Origin of the sequence: Paenibacillus medicaginis, assembly GCF_042138635.1 — a bacterium.
Taxonomy (GTDB): Bacteria; Bacillota; Bacilli; order Paenibacillales; family Paenibacillaceae; genus Paenibacillus; species Paenibacillus medicaginis.
This window is the reverse complement of the sequence record NZ_JBHIRY010000032.1, coordinates 28431-54433: the sequence shown is the minus strand read 5'-3', so window position 1 is coordinate 54433 and position 26003 is coordinate 28431. Positions and strand designations below refer to the sequence as shown.

Sequence of the window (26003 nt, the reverse complement as noted above, 5' to 3'; positions counted from 1 at the left end):
CCAAAAACGCCGTTAGCTTCTCCCACTGGTTCAAGCTGTAGGCAATCGCTTGTCCTGCCAGACTCTTGGGCAGGGTCTGGGGACGCTGCTGCTTGAGCCACACCCGATACGCTTCCACTACCGGGGCGCTTCGCTTCTGCCGCTGGGCCTGTCGTTCCTCGGGGGAGACGCCCGCCAGTTCGCGTTCAATAGCGTACAATTGATTGCAATACGCCAGTCCTTGCCCCGCGACCGTGTCCAGCTTGCGGGTTTCCGGCGGCGCTGCTTTCAGGGCTTCGTCGAATTTCCGGCGTGCATGCGCCCAGCAGCCGACGAGCTTTACTCGGGCCACTTTGTGGTAACCCGCATACCCGTCCACCTGCAAATAGCCTGTAAACCCGGCCAGGAAATTCCGGGGATGCTCCCCTCCCCGGGTCCGCTGGTATTCGTACAGGACCGCTGGCGCTACGCCCCGCCCGGTCCGGTACAACCATAGATACGACTTGGCTTCGGCGGATTTGCCCGGCTCACGTAACACCTGCAAGGTCGTCTCGTCCGCATGCAGTACGTCTTGTTGCAGCAAGTACCTCTTCATCGCGTCGTACAGAGGCGATAGCCAGGTCTCGGCACCGTAGATCATCCAGTTCGCCATGGTTTGCCGGGAGAGCGTATAGCCCAGACGGGCAAATTGTTGCTCTTGCCGATACAGCGGCAAACTCTCCATGTATTTTTGGCACATGACATGCGCCAGGACAGAGGGCGAAGCCAAGCTGCCGGGATACACCGGCTTGGGCATGGGGGCGGTGACGATGGGCGTATGCACCTCGTTCCGCTCACAGTGACGGCAGGCATACACCTGCTGTACATGTCGAACGACCTTCACTTGAGGAGGAACGATGGCGATCTCGCTGCGTGTCTGTGTGGTCATCTCGTGCAACGAGTGACCGCAGCAAGCACAGGTTTGCTCGCCTTCTTCGAGCGTGTAGATGATCGTTTCCACGGGGAGGTCTGAAAGGTCGTCCTCACGCTTCCCCTTCGGTTTGCGACGCTCGTAGGTGATCTTCTCCATGGGCGGCTCTTCGCCGGGAGCGACCGCCAGCACCTCGGCTTCGTTGAATAGATGGAGTTCCATCTGATCCGGATGCGTCTTCTCGCTTGAAGCGCCGAAGCGCTTGTGCTGCGCCAGGCGGAATTGCTCTTCATACCACTGGAGCTTGGCGGTCGCTTCGGTCAACTGCTGTTCTAATTTCTTATTTTGTTGCTGGAGTTGCTCCAGGGTGAGAGAATCGGTCTGAGTGTTCATAAGAAGAGGTATTCGACAACCGTTTGCCGATCCCTGCTTCCGGATGAACCCATGGCGCGAAGCTATACCACGGTGTCCACCACCACAGCCGGATGAGCCTGCCGCTGAGTCAGCGCCAGGCCGTCGAGCAACCAGCGCAGTTCGCGGGCGGAAACCACGACCGTTTGTTTCGTATCGCTCGGCCACTGGAAGGTGCCGCGCTCCAAACGCCGGTAGAACAGCCAGAAGCCGTTGTGATCCCAGTACAGCAGTTTGAGTTTATTCCGCTCCCGGTTGCAAAATACGAACAGGCTGGCAGAGAAGGGGTCTAGAGCGAAGCGTTCCTGGACGAGAGCGGCCAATCCGTCGATGGACTTTCGTAGATCCGTCACCCCGGCAGCCAGGTAAATGGACTGAGCCCCGTTCAGCGTCAGCATGGGGCCTCCAGCGCAGCGACGATGGAGCGAAGCAACTGGGGGTCGAAGCCGGGCTGGACTTCGAGACGAACCCCACCGATCTGAAGGGAGAGGCGGGGAACGACTTCCGTTCCAGTCGTCTCTCGGAGCGCTAGCGGAATAAAGGAGGCGGGAGATTCGGAGGTAGAGACTGGACGAGATTTCAAAGTCCGAAGCCAGTATTTCAATTGATTTAGAGTCACGCCTTGCGTCGTACACCAAGCTTTCATGGTCTGTCCGCTGGCTTTGTAATCCGCGACGCGCAGGATCCATGCTTGTCGTCGTTGTTCTTGTTCTGTCATGAGGAAACCCCGCTTTCGTTGGACTGCCTTCATCTTCGCATGGATTCCGCTTGTATTGAAGGTGGGCTGAATTTGACGCTTACCTTATGAAAAAAAAGTGGAATAAATTGACATGGAAAATTGAGTGTGTTAGAATTGCTTTAATTTAAAATGAAAAGGCTATGATGAGAAATAGTAGCTATTAGGGATCTCACAGAGAGAAGATGGTTGGTGCGAATCTTCATTGATCTAATAGTGAAGCAGTCTCGGAGCTGTGAACCGAACAGAGGAATCTTAGTAGGCTTCAACGGAGTTCCACCGTTATTCAGGAAACAATATCGGAGATATCCCGTATTGATAGAGTGCAGAGAAAGAGTGCTTAAAAAGTATGGGAATAAGGCTTTATGCCGCATTATAGATATATGTACAAAATACGAGTTTTGTGAAAATGTATAAAGAAAACGGCCGCACAACGACCATTTTCCAGGTTGACCCACGTTCACTTACTTATCCATATTGATTACGGCTTTTCTCATCTCTTCATCCGTTAAATGCGTATAGATCATCGTCGTTTGGATTGACGAATGCCCCAGCTGATTCTTCAGCCTTGGCACGTCGTTGTTCTCCAGATGGTAACGGGTTGCGAAGGAATGCCCCAAGGAATGCACCGTTAAAGCCGGTTTTCCGAATGCTGTCGCGTATTTTTCGATCAGCTTCTCAATCGATCTGGGCGTTAAGCGCCGGCTTTGCCTTTGCGGCCGATCGGCGCTGCTATAAATAAGTAATTTTCTGATTTATCCGGAACATATTTCAGCGATTTTTTTCTATATTATCCCAGTTAACATTTGTAAGGATCTCTGCATCGTTACCAAAGAATGCATTTCCCGCTTGTGGGTCGTTTTTCAGCCAATACATAAACCAAGCTGTCATATATCCGTCTGCATGGTTCACCATATCGCTGTGATCAGTGTTTACGCGCCTAGCCATAACTTTGGTTACCGTATCGGGAATTTTGGAATAATTCGTATTAAGTGACCAAAGCGGAGTAATTCCTTGCCCTTCTGTAGCCGTTATGTCTTCTGCAGTTCCCGCATCAAAGTTTCCCGTACCAGCAACCATGAAGTAGGGGATTTTGATCTTGGATACGTCGTAACTCCAATCGGTTCCCAATTGGTTTTGCTGTCCCCAGAAGCTTGAAGTGGCGCTTGCCGTAAACATAGCTTTGTAGAAATCACCGTTCTCCTGATTGGTTACGGCATTTATTGTTCCCACGCCTCCCTGCGAATGTCCGCCGATCCCAATGTTATCAACATCAATTTTCCCATAAAAATCGCTCTCACTATCCTCATTCAGCTTTAGCATAAAGTCAAGGCTTGCAGACGATGAAGCTCCCGTTCGAGAATTCAAGTCCTCATTGCCAACAACAATAAACCCCCATGATGCAAGATGTTTAAAAACAGATTTATATTTGGATGCCGGGGTTCCCGTCCCGTTTGCCATTACAACGAGAGGATATGCAGATGAACGATCTTTCATTTCGGACGGATACCAAATTTCATATTTTTTATAGGTATCATTTTCTGCATCGAATTCTACAGAAGAAACCTCATTTGGTCCAAGAGCTGTATATTGTGCCTCTATTGGCTTATCAGTCTTTACAAACTTATAATAATTATCAAAGCGGTATGACTGAAATGCAAACAACGCCATAACTGCCAGAATAATTACAAAAACTATGATAAACACAACTAACAATATCCTTTTTAATATTTTCATTATTTCCTCCTGAGTATGATGATAGTTTTTTCGTGTAACAAATGTATCATCAGATAATAGTTGAATCAATAAACCAAGACAAAATGATACATAAAGCATTAAATGTAACATGCTGATAAAAAAAACAGCAAACTCCATAATTAGTGTCTGCTGTTTTACACCTTTACTAACATTAAGCTAACATGGAATAAACTATACAACATCGGGTGCATAATTATATACCGGCAAATTAACTGGCAATCGTTTTGCCTTCAAATACGCCATGATCTCCAGTACTCATCCCCTTAATGTCTTAGAAGAAACAATATAAAATATGTCATTATAACAAACATAGAGGGTTCTGCTGCCTCTCTAGAAATTTGCAATGGCCCCATGAATTCTCCAACCTTTTGCTAGTTAAACTGATAACGGTAAACATCATTGATGAGGTTACATTAATATTTCAAAATCAAACTTCATCTTGTTTAATGTCTAGACTAACCATATTGTGTAGCTTCCCTCATTCTTATTGTCCGGCCATTTTCCAGGCCATAGCTATCATACGTGCAGGACACTTCTCCAGATTTGCGCGGGTCAGCGGATAGGTTGCCGCCTCATTGTTCAAAGCGTTCATCAAATCTTCATGGTGTTTCCTGCCGCCAGGCATCATGATGTCATTTGCCCGTCACTATACTGCGGGAAGCGCAGGCTCTAGGATATTTTTTTGTCATCTGCCGACGACTTGCCGGCGGGCACCCAGTCCGACATGACGATTCCTTCAAAACCCCATTCTACCCTAAGCACTATCTCCATCAAATCATGCCGCTGGGAAGTATGCTCTCCGTTAAGCAAATTGTAAGAGCTCATCACCGCCAGTGGCGCTGCTTCCTTAATGGCAATTTCAAAGCCCCGCAAATAAATGTCTCGCATTGCCCGTTCGCTGACCACGCTGCAGGTACAACTTTTGAAGTGATTCTTCCTTCAACCTAGAAATAATCTCATTTTCTCAGCATCTAAATTGAGAAAATGGGATTATTCGCTTCTGGAAAAATGTACAAATACCAATAATTTAAGGAGATTATTTTTTGTTTAAATCACGATTTTTCAGAAGTAAAGTCATCTCTTCTGAAGTTTCCTGCATACCTCTAGCAAACCATTCTTCAATCCATCCGAACAATCCATATGAAAAATAAGCTGCTACATAAGCACCGAAGTTTGGATATTCTGGTTTTGGTCCGAAGAGTTCTTTGAGTATTTCCTTCAGCAGATAGAACAATTTCCTTTGGCTAAGAAGCAGATAAAAATCTCTATTTTTACTAAAGTGTCCAAACAAACTCCCCAAAAGTTCATCTTCCGATGTACCACCACTATCTTGATATTCCTTATACCAACTGTCTATTAATTTATAAAGATATTCTTTCAGCACATCTTCTTTTTCATCATAATTCCTGTAAAACGAAACGCGACTTACTTGTGCTGTTGAGGTAAGATCACTGATTGAAATCGCCTTAAGTTCTTTCATTTGCAACAAATCAAGAAGTGATTTTGTAATTTGAAGCTTCACATGTGTGTTTTTCAATCTTTTATCTTCCACGTTACATTTTTTCCTTTCTGTATCATTTTCTATTGATTCATTGATTCTGATTTTAACCAATGATACATTTGTTACACAAAAATTGATACGTCTATTTTATGGAGTTCATACAACGGATGTATTCTAGATAAAGAAGAAAATATGATAACAAAAGACCTCTGATCACTCTTGTTAAAATTGTAGTTGAGCCAGTTAAGTGACCAATCGATATCAGCTCCCTAGCTTATAGTTCGGTATGTTGTAAAAAGACCCAAATTCCGGCACGGAAAAAAGTCCGAACAGTTAGGATAAAACAACTCAAGGGGTAACATCACGAAGAAATTGATAAGGAGATTAAGAGATGACACTTTCACAAAAACGCATGGTTATTCTGATTTTAGTTATCATCGTGGCTGCCGTTTTGAGCCGTCTTGCGGTGCGGGCATTTATGAATTTTTTGCTCGGAGGTACACTGTTTGGAGGTAACTTCTTATGAAAAATGAGAGAAAAGGCAGAAAAAAATGTTGTGGGGATTTATTTATGTTGGTGTTTTTATTCTTGTGTTCGCGGCTTCAGCAATCATCAAAATGACATACAATCCACTGTCTGGAGAGATGCAGGTTCATTGGAATGACACCGTTGGGCATGTATATTCAGATATCGCCTATGACGATAAGGAGCAAAATAAATTTGATCTCTATGTTCCAGCAGATAATACAAAGAAAAGCTATGGTCTTGTGGTATATCTCCATGCAGGAGGTTTTTCAACTGGTGACAAAAGTGATGACGCCAATATGCTGAAATGGCTTGCTTCAAAAGGTTACGTCGCCGCTGGTATTAATTATACGCTGCGTAATGAAAATAATCCCGAAGCCAGTGTATATACTATGTCACAGGAAATCAAAAAAAAGTATTCCAGTTGTAAAAGCGGAAGCGGAAAAGTTAGGCTACAATCTCGATAGAATGGCGATATCCGGTGGCTCGGCAGGTGGAACTTTGGCGCTATTGTATGCTTACCGTGATGCAGACACCTCTCCTATTCCTGTAAAAATGGTATTTGAGATGGTAGGGCCACCGAGCTTTTATCCAGAGGACTGGGTTATCTACGGTTTGAATCAGAATCCAGAGGCAGCAGCAAACTTATTCAGCGTTATGTCTGGTAACACGATTACAACAGATATGATAGGAAAAGCAAGCTATGATGAAGCAGTCAAAGATATTTCACCGTTTATGTGGATTGATAAAAATTCTGTACCAACGCTAGCAGCCTATGGAAAATACGATAAAGTCGCTCCGTTCGGAACAGTAAAATATCTGATCAACGCATTGGAAGAAAACAATGTTCCCCATGATTATTTCGAGTTTCCTCATTCGGGGCACGGTCTGCAAAATGACAATAAGCTATATTTAAAATATATAGAAAAGTTGAATGAGTACCTGGAACGATATATGGGGAGTGAATAAGACAGATTAGATCCGCTGTTCTGTTTGAGGCAACATAATTCCTTGGCTCAAAAAACCTCTCATGACGTAGATGATAAACGCTATAAATCTTAGAGTAAGAAAAACAAAAAACGCTAAGCCGGTCACATCCGAAGACTTAGCGTATATTTTCGTTAAAATGTATTGATATGAAGGGGATTCCCCCTTTTTTTTGCTTTCTTGATCACTCTGTCATTCTATCAGGGCTTCCAGCCTCGATCAGCGTTTTGCTACGCAGCATAAGAAGGCTTTCAATCAAAAGAAACACCCCGGTTCCCATCAGAAGCCATTCAATGGCGATAATGTCAGCGATCGGCCCAAATACAAGCATTCCTAACGGCATCATGCTGCTGCTCAGCATCCCGTAAACGCCATAAACTCTGCCCAGATAATTCTCCTCCACCTTCTGCTGCAGCAGCACATTGGACGGTGTATTGAACATCGGCATCGCTATGCCAAAAATGCCCATGATCACAAGATACAGCCAAAAAACAGGGACAATGCCAAGCGCGATGGTGCAGATGCTAATCACCAGATTGGAAAGCACCATCGTATGAACCTTGTTTTTTAAACCACCCCAGGAAGCCATCAGCAAGCCGCCTGCCATCATGCCGATCGAAAAGACGATCTCGATAGCGGTCAGGCGCCATACATCATTGCCAAAGCTGCGTGTCACCTGCAATGGAGTCAAAAATGCGGCCGGAGACACAAAGACCATAAAAATGGCGATAAATATAAAAAAGGTTCGTACATAAGTGTGGTCCCTGATATAAGAAAAGCCAATGCGCATATCTTCAAAATAGCTGATGGCCTGCCCCTTCTCTGCCTTCTCATGGGATTGTACTTGTACAAAAAATAAAAGAATCAAAACCCCAATAGCCGCCGTAACGACATCGATAAAGAAAATAATTTCAATAGGAGCTGCTGTCATCAAAGCACCGCTAAGCATGGGAGACAGCAGCATAACAGCGGATTGCAGACTGCCTAAAATCCCGTTCACTTTGGTTAGCTTGTCCCCTGGGACCAATTGCGGCAGCAATGCGCCAACCGTAGGTGTCTGTACTCCTGTTCCCAACGCTCTGATGCCTGCTACTACGAAAAGCAGCCAGGTCGAATGATATCCCGCCAGAAACAAGAGCGCGAGCACCAGCGTTGAAAAGGCAATGATCGAATCGGACCAGATGATCAGTTTTTTCCGGTTGTAACGGTCCGCCCAAACTCCTGCGAATGGCGAGAGGATGAAGGTCGGCAGAAAACCGCAAAGAATATAAAGGGTCATCATGATGCCTGACTGGGTGTTTAGCGTGATGTACCACATAATGGCATATTGAACCAACGATGATCCAAATAGAGATATCGTCTGGCCGGATAAAAAAAGCGCAGTATTCCTTTTCCAGTTCCTGTCTGAGTTCATGAGTTCTCTCCTTTGCACCCTTGTCATTGATACATCCATTATATAACATGAACCTGGTTGCGGAGAAACCGGCAGTAAGGGTGCAGCATCTGCTGCACCCTTAACCGGTCATTCATGAAATGATCGAGCTGGCAAAATAACTGCCGCCGAAAAGTTCGCAGGGTTATGCATTTTGAAAAATAAAATCTTTACTCTTCTCCGCCAGTTTCAGCACATGCTTCAGATCGACATGTAGAAGCTTTCCATGCCGCTTTACAGGACGTCCCGCAACAAACACTGTATCCACATTTCCGGGATTGGCAAATTGCACAACAGCCCCTTCAGGATCATTGGCCGGGAACATATTAAGATCCGTGGTCCGAATCATGATCAGATCCGCTTCTTTGCCGGGAGCAAGGGTACCTATTTTATGATCAAGCAGCAAAGCTTTGGCCCCTGCGCTGGTAGCAAAGTGCAAGACCTGTGCGGTTAATAGATTTAATTGAGCCGGCATTTCGTTATTTTCTAAAATTTTCTGGTTAGCACGCGCCCTTTCGGCTTGCATCAAGAACTTCATCTGAGAAAACAGATCTCCTCCGGTTGACGTGACCACATCAACACCAATCGTGGGAGTTCCCCCATTTTCAATGAAGAATCCAGTGGCCGGATAACCATGCCCCATCATCATTTCGATTTCGGGAGTAACAGACAATGATGCACCGGAATCGGCGAGCATCTTGTATTCTTCGTACCTCATGGTGTTCCCGTGAACGATGTTCACATCTGGTCCAAGGAGGTCAGCCTCGTACAGCTTTTGGACGGAGTGGTCATGAGGTCCCCAATTGCCGAAACCCAGATGCATGGAGCTGGGTATCCCTAGCTCTCTGGCAATCCGTAGTTCCTCTACTGTGGTGTCCCAATGGCTGAACTCAGGACCGCGCATGGCCAGACCCAGGGTCAAAAGCTGGTCGTTAGACGAGAAATATTGCTGTTTTACCCGCTTCACATCCTCCGAAACCATGAGCCTGCTCTCGCGGTTCCAATATTCCAGCTCACCGGAAACCCCGAGAGCGAAGACCGCCCGAATTCCGGAATCCTGCAATCCGCGAATAAGCTCGTCTGTATGATCGGGCGAATAGCTCATGCTCCAGTCAAGCAGTGTCGTTACACCGGCATTCAATGCTTCCAGGGCTCCCAGCAAATTGGCTATGTAGCTGTCCTCAGGACGCAGCCTGCTCCCATATCCGCTGTAATAAATATTTTGCAGATAGGTGGGCAAAGACCAATCCGTACCGATACTGCGGACCAGGGATTCCCACACATGGCGGTGAGTATCTACCAATCCGGGCATGACAATCATACCGGCGGCATCTATTGTTTCACAATCAGAGCTGTGCAGATCAGGTCCTATCTGCGCAATACGAGAATCACGAATGAGAATATCCGCCTTTGTAAAATTTCCTATTGATTTGTCCATGGTCAATACGCAGCCGTTTTTGATTAAATACTTATGAGTCATGCATTCATCTCCTTTTAAATATAGATAATGATTTAACATGATGTGTACTAATCGAATAATATTGCTAAGTTATAATAATGATTCCTAAAAAAAGAAAGCGAAACGCCTATGGACCCGTTAAACGGGAAAAGACGTTTCGCTTGAACATATTTCTGAATTGAATGCCATGTTTCATTCCTTAATAAATTGACGGATCTCATCCAGCACCTTGGGACCCTCTTGCGAAAAGATGCCATGGCTGGCGTTTGGCATCATCAGCAACTTGGAGCCGGTGATGCGCTGGTTCAGAATCTTGGCGTGCTTCGGACGGAAGACCCAATCTTCTTCGCCGTGAAGAATAAGCGTAGGCGCAGTGATCCTTCCGAGCCGCTCATAGGAGTCGAATTTTTTGACAGCTTGCTGATGAATCTCCATGCTTCTGGGATTCGGTGGAGCGATTTGCATCCGTTCGATGAATTCTGTGATCCTGTCCGGATTCTCTTGGATATAAGTATGGGAAAAAAGCATTTGCAGCGTATCCTGCGGGGAAAAATTCGAGGATTTGCGCGACATCCACTTTAACATCCGTAAAGAAGGCAACGCCCTGGTTACTCCACTGGTCGTGCTGCATAAAATCAGTTTCGCCACTCGCTTGGGGAACTCAATCGCAATCTCCTGCGCGATCATGCCGCCCATGGAAATGCCTAAAATATGTGCCTTGTCGATATCAAGCGCATCCATCAGTCCGACGACATCTTTGGCCATATCTGAAATGTTATACGCCTCGTCCGGTGCATCACTCCCCCCTGTTCCCCGATTATCAAGCATGGTGAAGCGGTTGCTTTCACTTAACCCCTCCTTCATGGTCGGGTGCCACCAATTCATATTGCTGTCTCTCCCCAAAATACCGATCAAAGGAAATCCTTCTCCAGCCGACTCGTAACAAATATTTACGCCGTTGACGAATACCTTATTCAATATCTACCACTCCCAGCTTCAAATCTCACACTTATTGTACTCAAGCCGTCAACACTTGTTCTAACCGGTAAGCAATCATATCCGGATTAAAATATTCGAGTAAATAAATGCCTGGATAGGAGCCGAATTCAATAGAATATGTCTTGTAAGGCGTCTTAACATGGTTCATCGTGGAAAAATAAAGCTTCATCGGCTGTTGAAACAAATCGATCGTTTCATCATCGCTTCTCCATCCGTAATCGACGATCTTACGCGAGGTTTGCAAACCCAATGTGCTTATGGTTTTTCCGATCCCTTCCTGTTTTGTGGCAATGGCCTCAAACATGACGGAAGGTACGTGTTTCGAGCTTACGAGCGCAATATTGTGAGATACAACTAATTTACTTTTTGCACCAATTAAAATAGATTCTCTTAAGTAAAAAGGAGCTCCTGAAGCACCGCCAGGATGTGCTTGCTGCTCTTCCTTGATTTGCTCCTGTCTGAGCACCTGAACAGACATGCTTTCATCCATCAACGTTTCGAGTATATCAGTAGTCCGTCCATCCGTAATCAACAATATTTTAAATAAAAGCATCTGCAGAAAGTTCAACGCTGAGTCCATATCCCTGACTTCAATACTCGCCATTCTGAACCCTCCATCAAATTGCGTTATAATCATCCTTTAACATCAGGCACAGTCAGCATATTATAAAATTGGAGCACTTTATCCTTAGCGGCGGATCTTCGAAATGCCATGGCAGAACGCGGATGCTCGTCAAGCATTCCCGTGATCATGTACGGTATGATATAACCCCATTCTTCCTTTTCACGAAGAGGAATCATGTAATTCTCTATCATGTCAAGGACGGGACCTACACTGTATTTCACATTTTTCAGCTGGGCAAGCAATAGCTCTGTAGGGCAGTTGCCTGCGGCGCGCCCCATCCCGTAAACGGAGCAATCGAGCAGCTCGACACCATGATTCGCAGCTTCCAGAGTATTGGCAAAGCCCAGCTGAAGATTATTATGCATATGTGCGCCGATGCGCTTTTTTTGCAGATGCTTCCGAAACTTTGTCACCAGGCAGTGGATATCGTTTGGCATCAGACTTCCGTAAGAATCCACGATATACACAACGTCTACGACACTATCAGAAATCATCTCGAACGCTTCATCAAGCTGCCCCTCTTTGACGTTGGAGAGTGCCATGATGTTCAATGTTGTTTCGTAGCCGCGGTCATGAAACAGTTGCACCAGTTCAAGCGCTTTATCGATTTCATGGATATAACAGGCTACGCGAATGAGATCAAGCGGGCTTTTTTCACGCGGCAGGATGTCGTTTTCATCAACCCGGCCGATATCGACCAAAGCGGACAGCTTGGTGGCCAGTTTATTCTGAATGACATCGCGTACAAAATCATCATCCAGAAAACGCCAGGGACCAGCGGATTCGGAGCCTTTCAGCAGCTTGGGTGAATTTTTGTAACCGATCTCCATATAGTCAACGCCAGCTTCATTCAAGCATTTATAGAGATATTGTACGAATTCGACGCTGAAATCCCAATTGTTTACCAGTCCCCCGTCACGTATGGTGCAGTCGATAATTTTGTGATTCGTCCTGTCCTTCATGCGAGATAGACTCCTTCCAAAGAGAAGTTGGAAAATACGAAGATCGTCGTCATCTGCCGGGGCTCATTCTGAGACCCTTTATCTTTCTCTTTTTACGAATTCTCATACCGGATTTGCGCACACCTCTGCCTATACGCAATCGTCTAAGGGTTGTTTTGGTTCTCAGCGTCCCCCTTTTTTTAGACCGTGCTTTTCTGCGAGGTTTCCTCTTCAAGCTTCTTTTAGTAGAGAAACTCTTTTGTCTGTTTTTCCGCTGTGAAGAGCCTGTTGATGTTCTTGATCTTGGAGTTCGAATTGCTTGCTCAGTGGAATTTTGCGCATCGGTTCGCGATACGCTCTCTTGAACCTGCTCTGTTTGTTTCGGTGCAGAGGCAGGCTGAAACCACACCCAAGGATTTGACGGTGTCGGTAGGGACTGCGATGTGATTTTACCAACCGGTAAGTTGTTCACTTCTTGTGGAGGAGCTGTTTTCTCTGCTGGTATACTATTCTGGTTGTTAGCAGATTCTATTGTGTGTGAGTGAACGTTCCCTATGTCTAAGCCTATTTCTGAAGCAACAGGGTTAGGGCTTTCGGCAGCCGCTTCCTTCTCAAGTTCCGCAGCTTCTTCGGAAATAAGCGGCCTTTGATGATCCGTTATCTGTTCGAGCACAGAATCAACCGCCAAAGCTTCCTGCTCCACAGCCTTTTCCGAGAGGGCGGGACGATATGACGACAATTGCTGAAACTCATTCGGGACTAATTTCGTGAAAAGAGTGCCGTCAACAGGTATTTGATCCTCAGCGGCCGCTTCTTCTTTATTGGAGTTGACAGGCTTCTCAGCCGGGGCGATATCTGCAATTTCTGTAGCAATAAGGTTAAGATTTTTGGCAGCTGCTCCCTTCTCAAGTTCTGCCGCTTCTTCGGAAATAAACGGCTCTTGATGATCCGTTATCTGTTCGAGCACAGCATCAACTGCCGGAGCTTCCTGTTCCACGGCTTTTTCCGAGAGGGCGGGACGATATGACGACAATTGCTGAAACTCATCCGGGACTAGTTTCGGGATAATAGTGCCACCAACAGGAATCAGTTCGGTTTCAGATGCTTCTTCTCTGTCCAAGTTGGCGGGCCAACCTGCGATCAAAACCTTTTCAAATCCATCTTCATCGATAGACAGAGGTAGTTCTGGATGATACGGAGTCCGTTCGGGCACAAAATCACTTGCCGCTTCTTCCTGCTCTCCGGCTTTTTTCAATCGGGCGAGCAAGTACGAAGCCAAATGGAGAAATGCGAAAGGAAGCACCGTCGAAGCAATGGCTTCAATCGGTGATTTGTCCGTCTCACCAGACTGATATTTACCCAGTTCTGCTTGAATAAATTGCGTCCAATTGTCTTCCTCATCGTGCAGCACCGGTTCCGTATTCAGAGATTCAACCTCTTCTTCCAGGGTGGAAGTAGCCGGCTCCGCGATCGAATCCTTTACTTCAGCATCCAGGTTAGCGATTTCTGCAGCCTCCTCCTCCTCAGCACCATCCTCCTCGGAGTCCGAATCATCGTTGGAATGGTTACCCCCGCGATCATCCGGTATCTGTTCAATCACAGCATGAAGAGCAGGCCCTCCCGGCTCCGCCGATTTTTTCAATTGTGCCAGCAGGTAAGATGCCGCATGGCGAAATGCGAATTGGAGTGCCTCCGGTACAACTCTGCGAGGACTTGAAATGCCTTCATCATCAGGTAGTAATTTGCTCAGTTCATATTGGATAAATTGCCTCCATTCCCTATCATCATCATGCAATAATAACAACTTATCATACACAGGTGTTCCTCCCTGCCCGTTTATTGATTTTATGTCATGGTATTACTAAAAACTCATATTCGATACCCCCAGGAGCGGAACTTCAATTTCCGTTCCAGCACATTGTGTCATAGCCCATATAACCGTTACATTAGCGTTCAACCAGGCACAAATGCCCAACACGCCCTAGTGAACGGTTACCATACAATTAAAAACATATCGGTTCCTAAAATAAGTTTGGTTTTTTTGGAAGCCTCTTCCGTTTCAAGTTCTGCCGCTTCTTCGGAAATAAGCGGCCCTTGATGATCCGTTATCTGTTCGAGCACAGAATCAACTGCCGGAGCTTCCTGCTCCACGGCTTTTTCCGAGAGGGCGGGACGATATGACGACAATTGCTGAAACTCATTCGGGACTGATTTCGGGGAAATGGTGCCGCCAACAGGCATTGGTTCGGTTTCGGATGTTTCTTCTCTGTCTAAGCTGGCTGGCCTCCCTGCGATCAAAACCTTTTCAAATCCATCTTCATCGATAGACAGAGGTGGTTCTGGATGATACGGAGTCCGTTCGGGCACAAAATCACTTGCTGCTTCTTCTTGCTCTCCGGATTTTTTCAATCGGGCGAGCAGGTATGAAGCCAAATGGAGAAATGCGAATTGAAGTGCCTCCTGTACAACTCTGCGAGGACTTGAAATGCCTTTGTCATCAGATAGTAATTTGCTCAGTTCATATTGGATAAATTGCTTCCATTCCCTATCATCATCATGCAATAATAACAACTTATCATACACAGGTGTTCCTCCCTGCCCGTTTGTTTTTATGTCATGGTATTACTAAAAGCTCATATTCGATACCCACAGGAGCGGAACTTCAAATTCCGTTCCAGCACATTGTGCCATGGCCCATATAACCGTTACATTAGCGTTCAACCAGGCACAGATGCCCAACACTCCTAGTGAACGGTGACCATACAATGAAAAACATATCGGTTCCCAAAAGATGGGTGACGCGGAACAAAGGAGTTGAAAAAAATGAATAAAAAAACGAGGAGCAAAGCGGAAACGTTGCTATTCGTTTTTTGTCTTTCATTTACCGTATTTATCTTGTTATTTATTCTTATTGCCACGGTCATCATGATATCGAAAAACCATAGAAAAGGAGGAACACTGTTTTCGCTGTTTCAGACCACACCCGAACAGGAATCGGCTCCGACTGATCCCCTTCAGCACGAGATTTGGCCGGTTGAGACAAGAGAACTACACTAATGCAAAGGAAGGTGCTATCCCTTGAATAAAGAAACAACGGATCAGAACCAAAACGAGCCGAAGTCGTTCGAGGAGCGCTTGGCCGAGGCCGTCGATCTGCATAATGAAGCCGTCGCAGGGAAAACGGAAGCTGTATGGAAGGCCCATCAAGAGTTTGAAAGATTGCGGCTGGATCATCCGGGCCATCCTGTTGCCGATGCGTTCCACGGCAGCGTGATGTCGTTAATTTCCCGGGATGAATCCAACCCGATGACACGACTCCAGTGGGCGAATCGCAGCTTAAAGCTGCTGGATGGGGCGGTGAATGCCGATCCAACAAACAGCAGAATCCGCAGGCTGCGTGGTAATATCGCATTTCGGCTCCCTGAAGAGTTCTTCCACCGCACGGAAACGGTGATTGAGGATTATCTCTTCCTCATCGACTGGGAGCTTCGTTACCCAGGCAGTCTCTCAATAGAGACATATAATAAATTGATCTATGAGCTTGGTGAGGCATACCACCGGATAAATCGTCTGCAGGAGGCCGAAATGTGCTGGAGTAGACTGCTGAAGCAGACAGATGATCCGGAGTATCATCGTCTGATAGATCAAAAGCTGCGCAAGGGTAAGAATTCAGAAAGCAGCTCGTAATTCGATCAATAAACATCAGGGGAGGTGAAGCACATGACCGATGTAAATCAAGGATTTTCTGTTTTCGCAAAGCAATTGTTGAAGGAGCTTGCAAGCTTAAGTGGCCATTTGACCGACAAATTCGCTGATGCCGTTAAGGATGGTGCCGATCGATCCAGCGAAAAAATTATGGAGGCGGTAATTGAATTCGCAGAGCCGTCCTCTGTACTTGTCGAAAAATTGACGACTGCCGTTAAAGAAGGGGAGAATAATAAGATCCTGGAAGCGGTAGACGGATTTATCCAACCTTCCTCCGTATTGGTCCATAAAATTTCAGTTTCCGTCAAAGAAGGTGCCGCTTTGGTCGGTGAAAAAATGGTGACCGCACTGGAAGACTCCGTTAAGCCAGACCCGGTTGATGCCAAAAAATTCAGGGAAGCCGTTAAAGACGGAACGAGTATGGCTAACGAAAAAATGAAGAGGGCCGTAGAGGACTTCTCCGAGATGATTAAAGCATTCAAAGTTGGAAAAGGCTAAGCACTGACCCTCCCATCATGAGGTGCAACCATCGCAATCATGAAAAGGCCCTAAACCGGGGTTATCCGGTTTAGGGCCTTTTCAATCCGTTGTATTCGGGAGATTGCCTCTCGCAAAGAAACCTGCGCTATTCATTCGCGCAGGTTTCACTGGATTTTATTTTCAGCTAGTTGAAGTGTGCCGCACCAGGATCACCGGATTCGAGCTTTTGGATATACACCGGCTTCTTTGAAATGTCGTTACGAACAAGCTCCTCACGGTCCAATAACATGCTCTCCCCGGCAATCTCTACAGTTACAGCTACGCCCAACAGCCCGGACAATTGAGTCTGCATGCTATGAATCTCCCATTTTGAAGATTGATGTGAATCAAACATAAAATGAAGTCCGTTTACTTGTTGTACCGCCTTCCAGGCATCTGGTGCGGGAAACAATGAATATACAGCATCCTGAATATCCTTGCTGTCCAATGTTGCCCTGCCGATACGAATCCGCTCTTTGCACCGGCCAAAATGAACCAGCTTGCCTCCGCTTCGGCCACAGGAGCAATCACAGGGCTCGATGGAGATGATGTCCTCATTAAAGTAGCGCAGCAATGGGGAGGCTTGATGGGACAGCATCGTCAACGCCGCAAACCCTCTCTCTCCCGGGGCAACGGGTGCGGAGGCGTCTTCCTTCAATACCTCAACGAGAAAATCTTCCTCAACGACGTGCATGATACCATGCTCACACATGGCTGCGATATTGCCGGTTTCAGTGGAACCATACAGATTGTATACCGGTACTCCCCACAGCCCTGCGATATGTTCCCGGCGAGGCTCACCCATCAATTCACCGGCAGTGCAAATCGCGCGCAGGGCAGGAAAGTCCGTTTGGGTGTCCGAGCCCAGTAAACGCGCCGTCTCCGCCAACAACTCCATTTCTCTTGGAAGACCTGCGATAATGGTAACACCCAGACGTTTCATAAGCTCCAGCACTCTGGGATAAGGCGTAACCGGAGTGCGGCCGCTGGCAGGCACGACAAGGGAACCGGCTTGCCTGCATGCATGCTGGACCAAAAAGGCGGGAAGTGACATCGCATAAGGAAACCGAATGAGCACAACATCCTCCGATGTCATTCCAACTCCGCATACTAAAATCTGATTTCCCCCTGTTTCCAAGTCATCCCGGGTAAACCAGGACGCCGACGGCTCTCCCGTTGTCCCGAACGATTCGTGATATTGCGCTGTTTCCTTCATGTTAACAGCAAGATAGCTGAAGGCGCCGCCTTTCCGAAGATCCTCTTTCATCGTTAGCGGCAGGGTAAGAATTTGTTCCAACCCAACATTTGCAGTTGCATATCCTGCCAACTTATGTCTATAAAGAGGCGTTTTCTTGATACGTGTCAGCAGCTCCTGAAATTTGTGTTCCCTGTTCATAAGAGTGTTGGACATTGAGATTGACTCTCCCCTCATTTAAACTCAACAATTCAACGAATGAAAATTCTCGTTGCTTTGCCGAATGTACGAGGCAGCGCGTGTTTAATTTCAACATTGCAGGCAATGCCCAGGCGATCCAGCATATGTTTCCGAATTTTTGCCGCCAATTGTTCGTTGCTTAATGATGTGCGGTACGGTTCAGCCTCGATAATTAAATTCCCTTGATCGACAATGAAGTGGTACCACAAGCTAATGTCCGGAATTTCCATCAGGAAATGCTCCAATAAAAACGGGGAATAATCGTTACCATTCAACTGCAGCATACTTTCCATTCTGCCTCTAAGATGTAATATGTCCATCGTAATTCCACAATCACACTGAGATTTTTGCAAATAACCAATATCGCCGCTGCGATAGCGTACCATCGGCATTCCGTCCCTCAGCAGTGTCGTAACGACGATTTCACCGGTTTCATTGTATTCGAGCGCTTTCCCCGACACAGGGTCGACAATTTCCACCCTAACATGGCCTTCCATGACGTGATACCCTTTGTGCTCCCTACACTCAACCGCAATTCCGCCGCACTCTGTCGATCCGTAAAAGAACGATACTTCGCAACCCCACTCTTTTTCCAAGCGGCTGCGGAATGTATTGGAACAGCCTTCTCCTGTCAGCAATATGCGCCGCAAACGAATGTCCTGGCCCAGTTTAATACCAAAGCGCTCGCTTTCTTCCATTAAAAGGGCTGCATATGAAGGGGTGGTCACAAGCACGCTCGCCTGAAACTCCTTCATTAACTCCAGGGATTTGTCGACAGGTGCCATGTACCCGCCTTTGCCAAGGGAAAGAACCGTCGCCCCAAACGAAAACTGCAGCAAACGCTGGAACCCTAGCCCAGGCAATGCGAACTCATATGGAAGCGCAACGGCGCCCACGTCGGTTACTGTCTCCGGAAACAGAACCGGATATTTGGGCAATAAATCGTAAATATACTGGTCGGCTAAAGTGTATGAAGTGTAAATCGGTTTTCCCGTTGTTCCGCTTGTAAGGTGGACCTGGCCGATCTCTTTAGGATCGACACACAAGAGCTTCGTTTTGTCCCCGCGAATGACGTCTTTTTTCAGCATCGGTACAGAAGATAATTGCTCAAGACGATCAATCGAGGGCTGCTTAAATCCGGCTTCCTCCAGCAGTGATCTATAAAATTCATTGTTTTTCCAGACATGCTCAAGCGTTAAATTAATGGCTTTCAGTTGATATTCATCACGCTGCTGACGAGATCGTTTTTCGATGGTTGTGTCTTCGTTGTCCAATTGATTGAAGAACGTTCTTAACGGTTCCAAATGTGATGAATGCTGGTCTATGGAAACGGTCATCTTATGGGACTGAGATCTCATGGGCAAACCTCCCTTTTTTCTCCTAACACTCCGTTTATAATAAGTAATTAAAAAACAGTCTACAATCGACATATGCCCAAATAAAAAAGTGAAACGATAAATGGATTAAACTGCCCCGAACCTCCCCCCTCCGAATCGAACCACAGTGGCTTTGCCTGACCAATTTTTCGTTACGTTTCGTGTATCGTAAACAAATTTTGATTTTTCTAATATGCGCTCAATAGGGATTTGAGAATGATCTGTAACGATTAGAACACAGTCTGTTTTTTCGAAGAGGTCATCTGTGCATGACTCGCTGCTGTATTTGCAGCCATCAAGTGAAAATTCAGGGATGTAGGGATCGTGGTAACGGATCGATGCACCCAGCTTTAGCAACACGCGCATGAGGGACAGAGCAGGGGATTCTCTGATATCAGAGGTGTCTTTTTTATAGGTGACTCCATAAATCAGGATATTTACGTCTTTGAGGTCTGTCTCGCATGATAAGTGCTTCTTAATTTGATTCGCAATATAACTTGAAATCTGTTCATTCATAGTGTGAGCAAGTGTGATGAACTCGCTCTGAAAACCGCTTTGTTTGGCTTTCCACTGCAAATATAAAGGGTCAACCGGTATACAATGGCCTCCTATTCCCGGACCCGGATAAAAGGCCTGAAAGCCATAAGGCTTCGTGCTGGATGCGCTAATGACCTCCCATACATCAATTTGCAGCTTGTCGCATAATTGCGCGAATTCATTCATAAACGAAATGTTGATGAGCCGATAGGTGTTTTCGAGCAGTTTGGAAAGCTCAGCAACCTCAAGAGAAGAAACCTTGAAAACTTGATCAAACACTTTACTGTAAAACCGGAAAACACGATCCATACAATCTTCAGTAAGACCACTTACAAGTTTAGGGACTTGTTCCAGACCATAATCCTTATTGCCAGGATCAATACGCTCGGGCGAGTAGGCCAAATGAACATCTCGCCCGATTTGCAGCCCGCTGGCTTCAAGAAGCGGCATTAGTATGTCTCTGGTTGTCCCCGGAAAGCTTGAGCTTTCCAGGATGATTAGCTGCCCTTTTTTTATACGGGAAGACAGCGCCATACCAACACTCTCCAAATAGGAAAGCTCCGGATTTCGATCCTCGCCTAACGGTGTAGGTACGGCAATGATGATCGTATCCACATCTTTGATTTTGTCGTAATCCGTTGTAGGTGTTAAGCGGCCCTCAGCTATCCATAGTTTTACTTCATCACCGGCAATATCCGGTATAAGGCTTATTCCTTGATTCATGTTGCTGATTTTTGTGGGATCAGTATCTATTCCAACAACTCTAAAGCCTTTTTGCACCAGGAGTATTGCTAACGGCAAACCCACATACCCTAGGCCAACGATGGCGATCCGTTGTTCGTTTGAATGATCCGGGTCTATATTGCTTAGGCTCATGGCCATCCCCTTTCACTACATCGTATTCTATAAACTATGGAGGGTGGTTTATTTTGGTATGGGCAATAGTATTGTCAAAGAGGTATTTCATTATATTGGGCAGTGGTTGATTTTAGTGGCGGTCTGGTGTCCATCCCACACTCTTCGGCTCATGAACCGCATATAGTTAAGCAACAGAAGGGAGGTTGAACGGTGTCCCGATCTAAGAGGAAAGGCAAAGTATATTATAGAGATTGTGCAGTTGTACTTACGTATCACGATCTCGATCCGGATGTCCATTTAAATTCACCATACTGTCTAACTCCTCGTCTGTTTGGCGAACATTTGGACGCATTGAAACAAAACGGATTCAAAATCATCAATATGGAAAGCTTCATCAAATTCATGAAGTCAGGAAAACGCATCCCTCCCAATGCTGTCGTCATCACGTTTGATGACGGTGAAAAAAGCTTCTACACGTACGCATACCCATTACTTATGCAAAGATGCGTTAAAGCCACCAATTTCATAGTTGGCAAGAAAATCGATGCAGGCCGCGGAATCAGTTGGGACCAGATGCGTGAAATGAAGCAAAACGGATTCAGCTTCTATAGTCACACTTATAATCACCATCGCAATTCAAATTACGGAGAGAATAAACGTCTGCTTACCAGCCCTCAATTTCTGGAAAACGAGAATCGGTTGGAATCCGCAATCGAATATGAACATAGAGTTCTGGATGATCTTTCTCTCATAGAGAACAGAATACAGGAGGAGCTTGGCGAACAAACGAAATTATTAAGCTTTCCCTTTGGAGCTTATAATGACAAGGTCGTAGAAATGGGTCAAAGCATGGGGATTGAATTATTTTTTACGGTTAACAGAGGGCTAAATCATACAGGACAATGGCTTGTGAAACGTATTAACGCAGGCGAAGGGGATTTATCCCCTGAAAGTCTCATACAATTGATATTAAATTATGCCGAACAATAATCATAATTTCGCTGGGGGGGTATCATGCAAATTGAATACCGTTGTACAAAGGGACTGCTGAAATTTCATTTTCGTGTACAACATGACGACCTGCCCAGATCTGACATGAAAATGGGAGAAACGTCGTGCGAAATCCATTTGCCTCCTGATTGGGACATCAAAAAGGTCCACCCCGATGTACTGGCATTGGCTTCCCTGTTAATCATTTATCCTTTTGCAGGATCCCGCATCCTATTGCCTCATGGGGTAAGCCAGCAGTTTCATGACTTGTTCAAACGTACTACAAAAAAAGAAATTTTACCTGTAGATCCCCACTTAACACCAAGACAGGCTCCTCAATCTTCCGTTCCGGCTTTAGCCTATAGCGGTGGAGTCGATTCTACCGCCGCGTTATTGCTGATGCCAGCCAATTCCTGCATTGTTTTCCTGGAAAGGATCATACCTGTACATCAAAAAACAATGTATAACAAGGAAGCAGCTTTATTCGCCTGCAATACGTTGAGAAATGAAGGAAGAAATGTATTTATCATTAAATCAAATCTTGAGTATGTAAGAGAACCTGTCGGTTTTCCAGTGGATATTGCGAACGCGGTACCCGCCTTGTTGTTGTCAGATTATGCAGGGCTGGATAGTATCGCATGGGGAACGGTGATGGACTCAGCCTATCAGGTCGGTCATCTTAAATTCGCCGACTATAATCAAAGACTTCACTTCAATCGATGGGGAAAGCTTTTTGAACTGGCAGGCATGCCCTTCAACCAGGTAACCGGGGGAATCTGCGAAGTCGGTACGTCAATCATCGTTAAAAACTCAGCCTATTGTACGATTGCCCGCTCCTGTATGCGTGGTACTGCAAACAAGCCGTGTGCAACATGCTGGAAATGCTTCAGAAAAGGTTTGCTGGATGATGTTCTTGAACAATCAACACCAGGTTATTCCGAGCTTGACCGCTTGTTCAGTCTTCCTCATATAAAGAAAACCTTGAATCAATTTCCTATTCATTCGGAAAATATCATTGCCTATATTACCGCCCACTATAACGGGGATCACCCGGTGATGAAGAAGCTGAAAAAAAGAACCCGGGGCGATACCCTTCCTGTGAAGTGGATGGAGAAATGGTATCGGCCCTCCATTCACCTGCTGCCTGAGAAGTATCGCGGGTTCGTCGAAAAGCAAATTACGAAACATTTAAATGTAATGAATTCCGAAGATGAGCAACAGGCGGAGAGCTGGGATTTGGAGACTTATCGGACTACCGATGAATTTCAAAAATATGCAGCCGAGTTGAGGACTGCTTTGGACACCTATCCATCCTTTTAAATATAAGTAAGCAGCAGCCTCGCCATTTCATCAGCACCATTCAGTGCAGCAAGTCGGGCGGCAGCAGCTCTCATTTTTTGATTTATTCTTGAGTCAAGAGCCTTGTTCAAAGCTTGCATCATATCATCCGGGCCCGGATTGATTAAACAAAGTCCCGCACCGGAATCGTCTGCGCGCATGGCTCTTCCCACTTGATCATCCCGGTTCGTATTTTCATTGGGAATAAAAATGGTCGGTACTCCAAAATGCATCAATTCATGAAAGGTATTATAGCCCGAAGCGGAAATGGCCACATCAATGGCGTTAAAGTACAGGGAATTGGGATAATCGCGCAGAATCATGGCATTATCGCTTTCAAAAGACAATCTCTTTCCGATCATCGACTCCCCGAGTACGATTCTTACATCTTGTCTTTTCTCTAAAACGGATATTATGTTTGCTATTACCGGATGGATGTCGTTTATATTGCCTGCACCCAGTTGGATATAGACCAGCTTATCGTTCGGGCGCAGCCGCCATTCTTTTCGTACGGCTTCCCTTGACAGCAGTTCGGATTTATCCAAATAGATTACGGGTTCACAGTAGCTTATATTTTCTGATTCCTTTCTTAATTCAACTCCTGCTTCACCCGGAACGATAATTTTATCGAACAGACTGGCCTCATTTCGAGTCTGTCTGTTCGGCCCCTTCTTATTTTGTTCCCTTCTGACCCATATTTTGTGCATGGATGGATGTTTGGAGAAAGCTGAAACAATCCCGTCGTATGGAGTTGCACCATCAAAGACCAGCATATCCGGTTCATGTAATTGCAATATCGCAGATAACTGTTTGTACAACAATCCGTTCCACTGTCTTGCTGTGAAATCCTGTGAAAATGAGCTCCTGGCAGGTTGATAATACCCTAAAAAACCTTCTCTCATCACCAGATGCATTGCCGGACTTGTACTTAGAAAAATGATGTCCAATGCTTCGTCAAGCTTCTTGATTCTCCTTGCCAAGGCAAGCAGGCGGGTCAAATGACCCAAACCACTCCCATTTGTCGGAACAAAAAGTATTCTGCCCTGACTCATTCATAATCCCCCGTTCATCCGATCCGTATTAGATTTCAATACTAGGCTGACACCCCTCTTCTTGTGTATGTAGGCTGGTGATTATTTGTGCCTGTTCATTTGCAGTCCAACCACAGAGTTACCCGACGAAACAGACGCAAAAAAAGGATATCCATCGTCTGCATCAGCGTGGATATCCTTCTTCATTTCTGCCATCAGGATACGTGGAATTCACGCCCGTCAAGCACTTCCTCTACATAACCAGTCCGGATTACAAAGTCGCCAAAATGCTCACCCTCTTGGCGTTCCTTGGCATAACGGGTAATGATCAGCCGCAGTTCTTCGAGAATTTCAGCCTCTCCGGTGTTTTCCTTATACAGCTTGTTCAACCGGTTGCCTGTAAAACCGCCGCCCAGATACATATTGTATTTGCCCGGCGCTTTCCCGATAAAGGCAAGCTCGGCCAGCATTGGACGGGCGCAGCCGTTCGGGCAGCCGGTCATGCGGATCACAATGTCTTCATCCCGCAGGCCGGCCTCTTCCAGCATCGGTTCGATTTTAGAGAGCAGTGTCGGCAAATACCGTTCCGATTCAGCCATTGCCAGACCACAGGTTGGCAGAGCGACACAGGCCATGGAATTTCTGCGCAGAGCAGAATAATGGATGCCGTCGGTGAGCCCGTATTCACTGATCAACTTCTCGATTTTTTTCTTCTTTTTCGGTCCTATGCTGCCGATAATCAGGTTCTGGTTCGGGGTAAGCCGGAAATCGCCGGTGTGGATTTTGGCAATCTCCCGCAGTCCCGTCATCAGCAGATAGTCCTCTTCGTCCTTGATTCTGCCGTTCTGGATGAACAGTGTGAAATGCCACTTTCCGTTGCTGCCCTTCACCCAGCCATACCGGTCGCCATTGCTGTCAAAATGATAAGGACGCGCTTCCGCAAGACTCCAGCCCAGGCGGCTGCTCAATTCCTGTACGAGCCAATCAAGCCCGCGGTCGTCAATCGTATATTTAAAGCGGGCGTGCTTCCTTACCGCACGGTCACCGTAATCCCTTTGGATCGTTACGGTTTTTTCAGCGACTTCGATCATTTGCTCCGGTGTACAGAACCCGATCACCTTGGACACCTGCGGATACGTTTTCGGATCACCATGCGACATACCCATGCCGCCGCCTACGGTAACATTAAAGCCCTGCAGCTTGCCATCCTCCACGACAGCGATGAAACCCAAGTCCTGCGAGAACACATCCACGTCATTGGATGGCGGGACCGCAATGCCGATTTTGAATTTGCGGGGCAGGTAAACAGAACCGTAGATCGGCTCCTGCTCTTCCCCTTCGTCCCGGCTGTCGACGACCATCTCCCCGTCCAGCCAGATTTCATGGTAAGCTCTGGTACGCGGATCAAGATGATTGCTGACCTTGCATGCCCATTCGTACACCTCGCCATGAATATCGGATTGATAAGGATTCGGGCTGGCCATGACGTTCCGGTTCACGTCGCCGCAAGCCGCCAGCGTACTCAACAGTGCATCGTTGACTTCGCGGATCGTATTTTTCAGATTCCACTTCAATACGCCGTGTAGCTGGAACGATTGGCGTGTGGTCAGTCGGATCGTGCCATTTCCATATTTATGGGCGACCCGGTCCATCATCAGCCACTGCTCGGGGGTGACCACCCCGCCGGACGCCCGCACGCGCAGCATGAACTGATAGGCTGGCTCCAGCTTCTGTCTGGCCCGCTCGTTCCGCAGATCCCTGTCGTCCTGCATATAGCTGCCGTGATGCTTCATCAGCCGGTTATCATCCTCGGGAATGGACCCGGTGATCGGGTCCTGCAACGTCTCAGTCAGGCTGCCCCGCAGATAATTGCTGCGTCGCTTGATGTCCTCGACATCACTGTGCGGCTGGTCATGGGGGGGATAAAATTGATTTTGTGCCATGCTTGCAT

General features: G+C 46.5%; 26 protein-coding genes and 1 pseudogene. 8 read left to right on the top strand and 19 right to left on the bottom strand.

Annotation, left to right across the window (positions count from 1 at the left end; translation table 11 throughout):
* The 7 genes and pseudogenes from tnpC to ACE5LO_RS23200 form a co-directional block, all read right to left on the bottom strand.
* Positions 1–1282, bottom strand: a 1282-nt coding sequence (gene tnpC, locus ACE5LO_RS23230; protein ID WP_375522342.1) for an IS66 family transposase, incomplete at its 3' end; no start/stop codon positions are given.
* Positions 1283–1344: 62 nt separating this feature from the next.
* Positions 1345–1698, bottom strand: a complete 354-nt coding sequence (tnpB, locus tag ACE5LO_RS23225) for an IS66 family insertion sequence element accessory protein TnpB (RefSeq protein ID WP_375522341.1) — start codon at positions 1696–1698, stop codon at positions 1345–1347.
* The gene (tnpA, locus tag ACE5LO_RS23220; protein WP_445993912.1) at positions 1692–2018 is read right to left on the bottom strand and encodes an IS66 family insertion sequence element accessory protein TnpA; all 327 of its coding nucleotides are present in this window, start codon (positions 2016–2018) and stop codon (positions 1692–1694) included. Before tnpA ends, tnpB begins: the two co-directional genes overlap by 7 nt.
* A gap of 482 nt (positions 2019–2500) precedes the next feature.
* A pseudogene (locus ACE5LO_RS23215) lies at positions 2501–2808 on the bottom strand (tyrosine-type recombinase/integrase); the annotation flags it as partial.
* On the bottom strand, positions 2808–3911 hold the full coding sequence (locus ACE5LO_RS23210) for a poly(ethylene terephthalate) hydrolase family protein (protein WP_375522339.1): 1104 nt from the start codon (positions 3909–3911) through the stop codon (positions 2808–2810). The gene ACE5LO_RS23210 and the pseudogene ACE5LO_RS23215, both read right to left, overlap by 1 nt.
* 552 nt (positions 3912–4463) lie before the next feature.
* A complete protein-coding gene (locus ACE5LO_RS23205) occupies positions 4464–4700 on the bottom strand; it encodes a glycoside hydrolase family 3 N-terminal domain-containing protein (RefSeq protein WP_375522338.1) in 237 nt (78 codons plus the stop codon).
* 130 nt (positions 4701–4830) lie between these two features.
* Entirely contained in the window at positions 4831–5346 is a 516-nt protein-coding gene (locus ACE5LO_RS23200) for a TetR/AcrR family transcriptional regulator (protein ID WP_375522337.1), read from the bottom strand.
* Positions 5347–5686: 340 nt separating this feature from the next.
* Here ACE5LO_RS23200 and ACE5LO_RS23195 point away from each other — a divergent pair, with 340 nt between their 5' ends.
* Genes ACE5LO_RS23195 through ACE5LO_RS23185 form a run of 3 tightly spaced genes read left to right on the top strand, consistent with a single transcriptional unit; the run spans position 5687 to position 6789 of the window.
* The gene (locus ACE5LO_RS23195; protein ID WP_375522336.1) at positions 5687–5821 is read left to right on the top strand and encodes a hypothetical protein; all 135 of its coding nucleotides are present in this window, start codon (positions 5687–5689) and stop codon (positions 5819–5821) included.
* Between the two features lie 25 nt (positions 5822–5846).
* Entirely contained in the window at positions 5847–6287 is a 441-nt protein-coding gene (locus ACE5LO_RS23190; RefSeq protein ID WP_375522335.1) for an alpha/beta hydrolase, read from the top strand.
* Positions 6181–6789 carry an alpha/beta hydrolase family protein gene (locus tag ACE5LO_RS23185; protein WP_375522334.1) on the top strand — a complete coding sequence of 203 codons (609 nt, stop codon included), beginning with the start codon at positions 6181–6183 and terminating at the stop codon, positions 6787–6789. Before ACE5LO_RS23190 ends, ACE5LO_RS23185 begins: the two co-directional genes overlap by 107 nt.
* Before the next feature lie 202 nt (positions 6790–6991).
* Here ACE5LO_RS23185 and ACE5LO_RS23180 read toward each other — a convergent pair whose 3' ends face one another.
* The 7 genes from ACE5LO_RS23180 to ACE5LO_RS23150 all read right to left on the bottom strand — a co-directional run bounded on the left by ACE5LO_RS23180 (position 6992) and on the right by ACE5LO_RS23150 (position 14846).
* Complete coding sequence (locus ACE5LO_RS23180; RefSeq protein WP_375522333.1) at positions 6992–8221, bottom strand: MFS transporter; 1230 nt, start codon at positions 8219–8221, stop codon at positions 6992–6994.
* 163 nt (positions 8222–8384) lie between these two features.
* Positions 8385–9719: an amidohydrolase family protein gene (locus ACE5LO_RS23175; protein ID WP_375522332.1), complete on the bottom strand. Its 1335-nt coding sequence runs from the start codon at positions 9717–9719 to the stop codon at positions 8385–8387.
* A gap of 171 nt (positions 9720–9890) precedes the next feature.
* Positions 9891–10676, bottom strand: a complete 786-nt coding sequence (locus ACE5LO_RS23170) for an alpha/beta fold hydrolase (protein ID WP_375522331.1) — start codon at positions 10674–10676, stop codon at positions 9891–9893.
* A 40-nt stretch (positions 10677–10716) separates the two neighbouring features.
* Positions 10717–11301, bottom strand: a complete 585-nt coding sequence (locus ACE5LO_RS23165; RefSeq protein ID WP_375522330.1) for a 4-hydroxybenzoate synthetase — start codon at positions 11299–11301, stop codon at positions 10717–10719.
* A gap of 29 nt (positions 11302–11330) precedes the next feature.
* The gene (locus ACE5LO_RS23160; protein ID WP_375522329.1) at positions 11331–12284 is read right to left on the bottom strand and encodes an aldolase catalytic domain-containing protein; all 954 of its coding nucleotides are present in this window, start codon (positions 12282–12284) and stop codon (positions 11331–11333) included.
* Between the two features lie 49 nt (positions 12285–12333).
* Positions 12334–14079, bottom strand: coding sequence for a hypothetical protein (locus tag ACE5LO_RS23155; protein WP_375522328.1), 1746 nt, complete (start codon positions 14077–14079; stop codon positions 12334–12336).
* 176 nt (positions 14080–14255) lie between these two features.
* Positions 14256–14846: a hypothetical protein gene (locus ACE5LO_RS23150; protein WP_375522327.1), complete on the bottom strand. Its 591-nt coding sequence runs from the start codon at positions 14844–14846 to the stop codon at positions 14256–14258.
* Between the two features lie 240 nt (positions 14847–15086).
* Between ACE5LO_RS23150 and ACE5LO_RS23145 the strand changes: the two genes are divergently transcribed.
* The 3 genes from ACE5LO_RS23145 to ACE5LO_RS23135 are packed head-to-tail and all read left to right on the top strand — an operon-like array spanning position 15087 to position 16466.
* Positions 15087–15320, top strand: a complete 234-nt coding sequence (locus ACE5LO_RS23145) for a hypothetical protein (protein WP_375522326.1) — start codon at positions 15087–15089, stop codon at positions 15318–15320.
* 21 nt (positions 15321–15341) lie between these two features.
* Positions 15342–15950 carry a hypothetical protein gene (locus ACE5LO_RS23140; RefSeq protein WP_375522325.1) on the top strand — a complete coding sequence of 203 codons (609 nt, stop codon included), beginning with the start codon at positions 15342–15344 and terminating at the stop codon, positions 15948–15950.
* A gap of 33 nt (positions 15951–15983) precedes the next feature.
* Complete coding sequence (locus tag ACE5LO_RS23135; RefSeq protein WP_375522324.1) at positions 15984–16466, top strand: hypothetical protein; 483 nt, start codon at positions 15984–15986, stop codon at positions 16464–16466.
* Between the two features lie 166 nt (positions 16467–16632).
* On the opposite strand, the gene ACE5LO_RS23130 is transcribed toward ACE5LO_RS23135, so the two are convergent.
* The 3 genes from ACE5LO_RS23130 to ACE5LO_RS23120 form a co-directional block, all read right to left on the bottom strand.
* Positions 16633–17898 (bottom strand): phenylacetate--CoA ligase family protein, encoded by a 1266-nt coding sequence (locus tag ACE5LO_RS23130; RefSeq protein ID WP_375522323.1) that lies wholly within the window; start codon positions 17896–17898, stop codon positions 16633–16635.
* Positions 17899–17933: 35 nt separating this feature from the next.
* Positions 17934–19280, bottom strand: coding sequence for a phenylacetate--CoA ligase family protein (locus ACE5LO_RS23125; protein WP_375522322.1), 1347 nt, complete (start codon positions 19278–19280; stop codon positions 17934–17936).
* A 105-nt stretch (positions 19281–19385) separates the two neighbouring features.
* A complete protein-coding gene (locus ACE5LO_RS23120) occupies positions 19386–20711 on the bottom strand; it encodes a nucleotide sugar dehydrogenase (RefSeq protein WP_375522321.1) in 1326 nt (441 codons plus the stop codon).
* A gap of 192 nt (positions 20712–20903) precedes the next feature.
* Here ACE5LO_RS23120 and ACE5LO_RS23115 point away from each other — a divergent pair, with 192 nt between their 5' ends.
* Together ACE5LO_RS23115 and ACE5LO_RS23110 are read left to right on the top strand one after the other, a co-directional pair.
* A complete protein-coding gene (locus ACE5LO_RS23115) occupies positions 20904–21683 on the top strand; it encodes a polysaccharide deacetylase family protein (protein WP_375522320.1) in 780 nt (259 codons plus the stop codon).
* A gap of 24 nt (positions 21684–21707) precedes the next feature.
* Positions 21708–23003, top strand: a complete 1296-nt coding sequence (locus ACE5LO_RS23110; RefSeq protein WP_375522319.1) for a DUF6395 domain-containing protein — start codon at positions 21708–21710, stop codon at positions 23001–23003.
* On the opposite strand, the gene ACE5LO_RS23105 is transcribed toward ACE5LO_RS23110, so the two are convergent.
* Positions 23000–23968, bottom strand: coding sequence for a glycosyltransferase (locus ACE5LO_RS23105; protein ID WP_375522318.1), 969 nt, complete (start codon positions 23966–23968; stop codon positions 23000–23002). The two genes, ACE5LO_RS23110 and ACE5LO_RS23105, sit on opposite strands and share 4 nt — an antisense overlap.
* Before the next feature lie 299 nt (positions 23969–24267).
* Positions 24268–25995 carry an assimilatory sulfite reductase (NADPH) hemoprotein subunit gene (gene cysI, locus ACE5LO_RS23100; protein ID WP_375522317.1) on the bottom strand — a complete coding sequence of 576 codons (1728 nt, stop codon included), beginning with the start codon at positions 25993–25995 and terminating at the stop codon, positions 24268–24270.
* Positions 25996–26003: the final 8 nt, after the last annotated feature.

Excerpts from the sequence above, each read along its gene's own strand:
- ACE5LO_RS23125 (WP_375522322.1), bottom strand. The coding sequence starts at position 19,280 with ATGAGATCTCAGTCCCATAAGATGACCGTTTCCATAGACCAGCATTCA.
- ACE5LO_RS23145 (WP_375522326.1), top strand. The coding sequence starts at position 15,087 with ATGAATAAAAAAACGAGGAGCAAAGCGGAAACGTTGCTATTCGTTTTT.
- ACE5LO_RS23210 (WP_375522339.1), bottom strand. The coding sequence starts at position 3,911 with ATGGAGTTTGCTGTTTTTTTTATCAGCATGTTACATTTAATGCTTTAT.
- ACE5LO_RS23180 (WP_375522333.1), bottom strand. The coding sequence starts at position 8,221 with ATGAACTCAGACAGGAACTGGAAAAGGAATACTGCGCTTTTTTTATCC.
- ACE5LO_RS23195 (WP_375522336.1), top strand. The coding sequence starts at position 5,687 with ATGACACTTTCACAAAAACGCATGGTTATTCTGATTTTAGTTATCATC.
- tnpA (WP_445993912.1), bottom strand. The coding sequence starts at position 2,018 with ATGACAGAACAAGAACAACGACGACAAGCATGGATCCTGCGCGTCGCG.
- ACE5LO_RS23110 (WP_375522319.1), top strand. The coding sequence starts at position 21,708 with ATGCAAATTGAATACCGTTGTACAAAGGGACTGCTGAAATTTCATTTT.
- ACE5LO_RS23135 (WP_375522324.1), top strand. The coding sequence starts at position 15,984 with ATGACCGATGTAAATCAAGGATTTTCTGTTTTCGCAAAGCAATTGTTG.
- ACE5LO_RS23190 (WP_375522335.1), top strand. The coding sequence starts at position 5,847 with ATGTTGTGGGGATTTATTTATGTTGGTGTTTTTATTCTTGTGTTCGCG.
- ACE5LO_RS23165 (WP_375522330.1), bottom strand. The coding sequence starts at position 11,301 with ATGGCGAGTATTGAAGTCAGGGATATGGACTCAGCGTTGAACTTTCTG.
- ACE5LO_RS23120 (WP_375522321.1), bottom strand. The coding sequence starts at position 20,711 with ATGAGCCTAAGCAATATAGACCCGGATCATTCAAACGAACAACGGATC.
- ACE5LO_RS23185 (WP_375522334.1), top strand. The coding sequence starts at position 6,181 with ATGAAAATAATCCCGAAGCCAGTGTATATACTATGTCACAGGAAATCA.
- tnpB (WP_375522341.1), bottom strand. The coding sequence starts at position 1,698 with ATGCTGACGCTGAACGGGGCTCAGTCCATTTACCTGGCTGCCGGGGTG.
- ACE5LO_RS23160 (WP_375522329.1), bottom strand. The coding sequence starts at position 12,284 with ATGAAGGACAGGACGAATCACAAAATTATCGACTGCACCATACGTGAC.
- cysI (WP_375522317.1), bottom strand. The coding sequence starts at position 25,995 with ATGGCACAAAATCAATTTTATCCCCCCCATGACCAGCCGCACAGTGAT.
- ACE5LO_RS23175 (WP_375522332.1), bottom strand. The coding sequence starts at position 9,719 with ATGACTCATAAGTATTTAATCAAAAACGGCTGCGTATTGACCATGGAC.
- ACE5LO_RS23130 (WP_375522323.1), bottom strand. The coding sequence starts at position 17,898 with ATGTCCAACACTCTTATGAACAGGGAACACAAATTTCAGGAGCTGCTG.